Raw genomic sequence first — 6,271 nt, 5'->3', positions numbered from 1 at the left:
GCCAGCGCTCCAGCACGGCGCCCGCGCCGACGTACGCCTCCAGACAGCCGCGTGCACCGCAGCGGCAGGCACGGCCGCCCACGCTGAGCACGGTGTGGCCCCACTCGCCCGCGCTGCTGGAGGCGCCCGCGTACGGTTCGCCGCCGGTGACGACGCACGCGCCGACGCCGGAGCCGATGAGGGCGATGACGGCGTCGCGCGCCCCGCGTCCGGCGCCGAACCACATCTCGGCCTGGCCGAGGGTCTTGGCGCCGTTGCCGATGTACAGCGGCACCCGATCGCCGTCCGTACGGCCGGAGTTGGGGAACCGGCCGCCGGGGAAGCCGGCGGACTCGCGCAGCATCGCCTCCAGCGGGACGGCGTCCCAGCCGATGGTCTGGCCGTGCACGAGCGCCCCGCCGTCCGCGGGATGCTCGACGATGCCGGGGACGCCGACGCCCACGCCCAGCAACGGGCCCGTGGCGGCGTCGACATGGGCGAGCACGGCGGTAAGGCCCTTCTCGATGAGCCGGACGACGAACTCGGCGTCGTGCCCGTCGGCGTCCAACGGCTGTTCGCTGCGGGCGACTTCGCCCAGCATCAGGTCGAACAGCTCGACGCGTACGCGGGTTTCGCCGACGTCGACGCCGACGAGGCAGGCGCAGTGCGGCGCTACGCGCAGTAGTCTCCGGGGGCGTCCGCCGTCGGATCCGACCGAGCCGGCCTGCTCCAGCACGCCCTCCGCGAGGAGTTCGGTGGCGACATTGCTTATCGAGCCGGAGCTGAGTCCGGTCGCCGGGGCCAACTCCTGTCTGCTGAGCGGGCCTTCGAAGTACAGCCGGCGCAGCACGGCCGCGCGGTTGCTGCGCCGCAGGTCGCGCACCGTACGCCTGTCGTGTCCGCCCATCTGCCGTCCTCCCCGGCCAATCTACCTCTGTCAGAAGTCTTGACGCCCCCTTCTCTCACTACTTAACTCACGCCGTGAAATTAATGGTTCGGACCATTCAGGGGCCGAACGCAGGAGCCTCGGGGAGGGGCCGTCGCCATGCGCAGAAGCCGGGCACGCACCGCAGTCACCGCCACACTCGCCGCCGCCATGGCTGCCGTCACCGCAGCCTGCGGAGGCGGCAGCACGACCAACGGCGAGGGCAGCAACGACAAGCCGAAGGAACTGACGTACTGGGCCAGCAACCAGGGCACGAGCATCGCCCATGACAAGAAGGTGCTCACGCCCGAGCTGAAGCGCTTCGAGAAGCAGACCGGGATCAAGGTCAAGCTCGAAGTCATCCCGTGGGACAGCCTGTTGGACCGCATCCTGGCGGCCACGTCCTCCGGGCAGGGCCCTGACGTGCTCAACATCGGCAACACCTGGTCGGCCTCGCTGCAGGCCACGGGCGCGCTGCTGCCGTGGGACAAGAAGAACATGGCGAAGGTCGGCGGCGCCGACCGCTTCACGCCCTCCGCACTGGCCGCGGCCGGCGCACCGCAGAAGGACCCGGCGGCGCTGCCCCTCTACTCCCTCGCCTACGGCCTCTACTACAACAAGAAGATGTTCGAGGACGCGGGGATCGACGAACCCCCCGCCACCTGGGACGAGTTGGTGAAGGACGGCAAGAAGCTCACCAAGGGCGACAAGTACGGCATCGCCGTCGAGGGCGGCGACCCCGTCGAGAACGCGCACCACGCCTTCATCCTCGGCAAGCAGCACGGCGCCGACTTCTTCGACTCCTCCGGCAAGCCGCAGTTCAACTCGGACGGCGCCGTGAAGGCCGTCAAGCAGTACGTCGACCTGCTGGCCGACAACAAGATCGCGCCGCCCGGCAACGCCGAGTTCGCCAAGCGCGAGTCCGTACGCGACTTCGCGAAGGGCAAGTCGGCCATGCTGCTGTGGCAGGCGGCGGGCACCAGCCTGAAGTCCAACGGCATGAAGCCCGACGAGTACGGCGTCGCCCCCATCCCCGTACAGGCGCCCGGCTCCGGCGAGAAGGGCACCAGGTCGATGGTCGCCGGGATCAACCTGGCCGTCTTCAAGAACACCGACAACATCGACGGCGCCCTGAAGTTCGCGAAGTTCATGACGTCCGACAAGGAGCAGCGCACCCTCAACGCGGAGTACGGATCGATCCCGCCGGTGAAGTCCGCGCAGAGCGACAAGGCATTCGACACCCCGGACCTGAAGGTGCTGCGCGAGGTGCTCACCACCTCCTCCGCGCCGCTGCCGCAGGTCCCGGACGAGTCGAAGTTCGAGACGCTCGTCGGCAACGCCACCAAGGACCTCTTCGCCGACGCCGCGGCCGGACGCAAGGTGACCACGGCTTCGGTGAAGAAGGAACTGACCGCCGCACAGCAGCAGATGCGGAAGTAAGCCGGACCGATGACGACTCTCAGCCCCCCACCCGGCACGTCCCGTCCGGCCCCCGCGGCGCAGGCGGCCGGCAACGAGCCCTCACTCCCCCGGCGCAGGCGCATCCTCCCCGACCGCCTGCGCCGGGCCGGACTGCCGTACCTGCTGCTGCTCCCGGCCCTCGTCCTCGAACTCCTCATCCACCTGGGGCCGATGGCCGTCGGCGTGGTGATGAGCTTCAAGGAGCTGACGCAGCAGTACATCCGCAACTGGGGCGAGGCCCCGTGGGCCGGGACGGACAACTTCGGCATCGCCGTGGACGTCAACGCCCCCGTCGGCGAAGCCCTGTTGCACTCGTTCCTCGTCACCTGCGCCTTCACCGTGCTGGCGGTCTCCCTCGCGTGGCTGCTCGGGGTGACGGCGGCGATCCTGATGCAGGATTCCTTCCGCGGACGCGGCGTGCTGCGGGCCCTGTTCCTCACGCCGTACGCGCTGCCCGTCTACACCGCCGTGATCACCTGGTCCTTCCTGCTCCAGCGGGACGGCGGCATGGTCAACCACGTCATACACGACCAGTTGGGGCTCACCGACTCCGAGCCGTTCTGGCTCATCGGCGACAACAGCTTCGCGGCCCTGGTGATCGTCGCCGTGTGGCGCACCTGGCCGTTCGCCTTCCTGATCCTCATGGCCGCGCTCCAGAACATCCCGCGCGAGCTGTACGAGGCGGCGCAGGTGGACGGCGCCGGGATGCTGCAGCAGATCCGCCGGATCACGCTGCCGTCGCTGCGGCCGGTCAACCAGGTGCTGGTGCTGGTGCTGTTCCTGTGGACGTTCAACGACTTCAACGTGCCGTACATCCTCTTCGGCAAGTCGGCCCCCGAGGCGGCGGACCTGATCTCGATCCACATCTACCAAGCGTCGTTCGTCACCTGGGACTTCGGCTCCGGCTCGGCCATGTCCGTGCTGCTGCTGCTCTTCCTGCTGCTGGTGACGGGCGTCTATCTGCTGGCCACGGGCGCGGGGAGGAAGCGCGATGTCTGAGACGACGGCGACCGCCCCCGCGGGCGGCACGGCGGACGACACGGGAGGCACGGCGACGCTCGACCGCCGGCCCGGCACGGGACCGGCCGCGGCCGGAGTCCGCGCGGTGAAGGGCGTCCGTCCGGGCTCCCCGTCCGCGCCCCCGGTGTCCTTCATCTGGACACGGCGCATCGTGCTGACCCTGCTCACGCTGTTCGCGGCGACGCCGCTGCTGGTGATGGTCAGCAGCTCGCTCAAGCCGCTCCAGGACGTCTCGGACCGCTTCCGGTGGATTCCGAGCGAGCTGACGCTCAGTCCGTACGTGGACATCTGGAGCACGGTGCCGCTCGCGGACTACTTCCTCAACTCGCTGATCGTGGCGGGCGCGGCGACCGGCTGCTCGGTGGTCATCGCGACCTTCGCGGCGTACGCGGTCAGCCGCTACCGCTTCCGCGGCAAGCGGCTGTTCACGGTCACGATCCTCTCGACGCAGATGTTCCCCGGCATCCTCTTCCTGCTGCCGCTGTTCCTCATCTTCGTCAACCTCGGGAACGCGACGGGCATCGCGCTGTACGGCTCACGCGGCGCGCTGATCATCACCTACCTCACCTTCACGCTGCCCTTCTCGATCTGGATGCTGATCGGCTACTTCGACTCCATCCCGCGGGACCTGGACGAGGCCGCCCTCACCGACGGCTGCGGTCCGCTCGGGGCGCTGCTGCGGGTGGTGGTGCCGGCGGCGGTGCCGGGCATCGTGGCCGTCGCCGTCTACTCGTTCATGACGGCGTGGGGCGAGGTCCTCTTCGCGTCCGTCATGACGAACGAGACGACGCGCACCCTCGCCATCGGACTCCAGGGCTACGCCACGCAGACGCAGGTGTACTGGAACCAGGTCATGGCCGCCTCACTGGTGGCGAGCGTGCCCATCGTCGCCGGGTTCCTGCTGTTGCAGCGCTACCTGGTCACCGGGCTGACCGCGGGCGCGGTCAAGTGAGGCCCGCGGAGGGCGACATGAGCGGGTGAGCCGGGCCGCCGGGCCGTGACGGTACGGGGGGGGGCGCGAACTGTGCGAACTGTGCGCGCGGTGCCGTCCCGCCGTCACGGCACGGGCGGACCGTACGGGCCGGCGGGGCGCGGCGGCTGCCGGCTGTCATCTGACATCTGCCGTCATCTGTCATCTGTCACCCGTCAACTGCCGTTCGCCGACCGTCATCCGTCACCTGCCGGCCGTCCTCCGCCGTCCGCCACCTGTCAGCCGTCGTCCATCGCCCGCCACCCGTCGCCCGTCGCCCGCCACCTGATACTCGTCACCCGCCGACCGTCGTCCGTCCGCAGTCCGTCGTGCCCGTACCCGGCGCATAACCGTCTTGTCCGGCACGTCCGTTCGCCGGGCCGGCCGTTCGTCAGGCCGTCCCGTACGACCGGCACGCACCGTAGGAACCGGCACGCACCGTAGGAAAGGAAGTCCGTGTCCGAAGCGACCGAAGCCTCCACCGCCACCGCCTCGTCACCCCTCGCACTGCCCACCGATTTCCGCTGGGGCGTGGCCACCGCCTCGTACCAGATCGAGGGCGCCGCCGCCGAGGACGGCCGCGGCCCGTCCATCTGGGACACCTTCTGCCGTGTGCCCGGCAAGGTCGCCAACGGCGACAACGGCGACGTGGCCTGCGACCACTACCACCGGTGGCGCGAGGACATCGCCCTGATGAAGCAACTCGGCGTGGACTCCTACCGGTTCTCCGTCGCCTGGCCCCGCGTCGTGCCCGACGGCAGCGGCGCCGTCAACGAGGCCGGGCTCGCCTTCTACGACCGCCTCACCGACGCCCTGCTCGAAGAGGGCATCACGCCCTTCCCCACGCTCTACCACTGGGATCTGCCGCAGGCCCTCCAGGACCGCGGCGGCTGGCCCTCGCGCGAGACCGCCGAGCACTTCGCCGCGTACGCCGCGGTGGTGGCCGAGCGGCTCGGCGACCGCGTCACGCACTGGGCGACGCTCAACGAGCCGCTGTGCTCGGCCTGGATCGGGCACTTGGAGGGGCACATGGCCCCCGGCCTGAAGGACATCGCGGCCGCGGTGCCCGCCTCGTACCACCTGCACCTGGGCCACGGGCTCGCGGTGCAGGCGATCCGGGCGGCCGTGCCCGAGGCACGCGTGGGCATCGTCAACAACCTCACCCACTGCGAGCCCGCGACCGAGCGCGAGGCCGACGTCGCCGCGGCGCGGCGTGCCGACGGGCACACCAACCGCTGGTGGATGGACCCGTTGCACGGGCGCGGCTACCCGCAGGACATGCTGGAGCTGTACGGCGTCGAACTCCCCGAGAAGCCGGGCGACTTGACGACGATCGCCGAACCGCTGGACTGGCTGGGCCTGAACTACTACTTCCGCAACCTCGTCGCCGACGAGCCCGGCGGGCCCCTCCCCCAGGCCCGTGGGGTGGTGCCGGCCGGTGCCCGCCGTACGCACATGGACTGGGAGGTGCACCCACCCGGCCTGACCAAGACGCTGGTGCGGATGACCGAGGACTACGGCGCGCGCTGCATCTACGTCACCGAGAACGGCTCGGCCTACCCCGACGTGGTGGGTCCGGACGGACACGTCGACGACCCCGAGCGCGTCCGCTACCTCGACGAGCATCTGGCCGCGTGCGCCGACGCCGTCGAGCGGGGCGTGCCGCTCGCCGGCTACTTCGCCTGGTCCCTGATGGACAACTTCGAGTGGGCGTACGGCTACGACAAGCGCTTCGGCCTCGTCCACGTCGACTACGCGACACAGCGGCGGACGGTCAAGAGCAGCGGTCAGCGGTACGCGAGCATCGTGCGCCGGCACCGGCGCCGCGGACGCCGCGCGGCGTGACGGCGGACTGACCCGCGTGACCGCATGACCGCATGACCGCGGGTGCGGGCCCGGCACGACCCGCCGGGCCC

Annotated in this window: 5 protein-coding genes; 4 read left to right on the top strand and 1 reads right to left on the bottom strand. The window is 70.4% G+C overall.

The window, feature by feature from the left end; all coding sequences use genetic code 11:
* Positions 1 to 886, bottom strand: an 886-nt coding sequence (locus AN218_RS17810; RefSeq protein WP_070017883.1) for an ROK family transcriptional regulator, incomplete at its 3' end; no start/stop codon positions are given.
* 138 nt (positions 887 to 1,024) lie between these two features.
* On the opposite strand from AN218_RS17810, the gene AN218_RS17805 reads away from it, so the two are divergent.
* The 4 genes from AN218_RS17805 (at position 1,025) to AN218_RS17790 (ending at position 6,200) form a co-directional block, all read left to right on the top strand.
* Positions 1,025 to 2,344, top strand: coding sequence for an ABC transporter substrate-binding protein (locus tag AN218_RS17805; RefSeq protein WP_070017882.1), 1,320 nt, complete (start codon positions 1,025 to 1,027; stop codon positions 2,342 to 2,344).
* Between the two features lie 9 nt (positions 2,345 to 2,353).
* Positions 2,354 to 3,364: a carbohydrate ABC transporter permease gene (locus AN218_RS17800; protein ID WP_070017881.1), complete on the top strand. Its 1,011-nt coding sequence runs from the start codon at positions 2,354 to 2,356 to the stop codon at positions 3,362 to 3,364.
* Positions 3,357 to 4,337, top strand: a complete 981-nt coding sequence (locus AN218_RS17795) for a carbohydrate ABC transporter permease (protein WP_079132290.1) — start codon at positions 3,357 to 3,359, stop codon at positions 4,335 to 4,337. The genes AN218_RS17800 and AN218_RS17795 overlap by 8 nt, the downstream gene beginning before the upstream one ends.
* 474 nt (positions 4,338 to 4,811) lie before the next feature.
* On the top strand, positions 4,812 to 6,200 hold the full coding sequence (locus AN218_RS17790; protein ID WP_070017880.1) for a GH1 family beta-glucosidase: 1,389 nt from the start codon (positions 4,812 to 4,814) through the stop codon (positions 6,198 to 6,200).
* Positions 6,201 to 6,271: the final 71 nt, after the last annotated feature.

Origin of the sequence: Streptomyces nanshensis, assembly GCF_001751255.1 — a bacterium.
In the GTDB taxonomy this organism is placed as follows: domain Bacteria; phylum Actinomycetota; class Actinomycetes; order Streptomycetales; family Streptomycetaceae; genus Streptomyces; species Streptomyces nanshensis_A.
Note: the sequence above shows the minus strand (reverse complement) of the source record. Positions and strands in the feature narration are given on the sequence as shown.

What these genes read in the sequence shown, in the direction of transcription:
- AN218_RS17805 (WP_070017882.1), top strand. Translation starts at nt 1,025, where the DNA reads ATGCGCAGAAGCCGGGCACGCACCGCAGTCACCGCCACACTCGCCGCC.
- AN218_RS17800 (WP_070017881.1), top strand. Translation starts at nt 2,354, where the DNA reads ATGACGACTCTCAGCCCCCCACCCGGCACGTCCCGTCCGGCCCCCGCG.
- AN218_RS17795 (WP_079132290.1), top strand. Translation starts at nt 3,357, where the DNA reads ATGTCTGAGACGACGGCGACCGCCCCCGCGGGCGGCACGGCGGACGAC.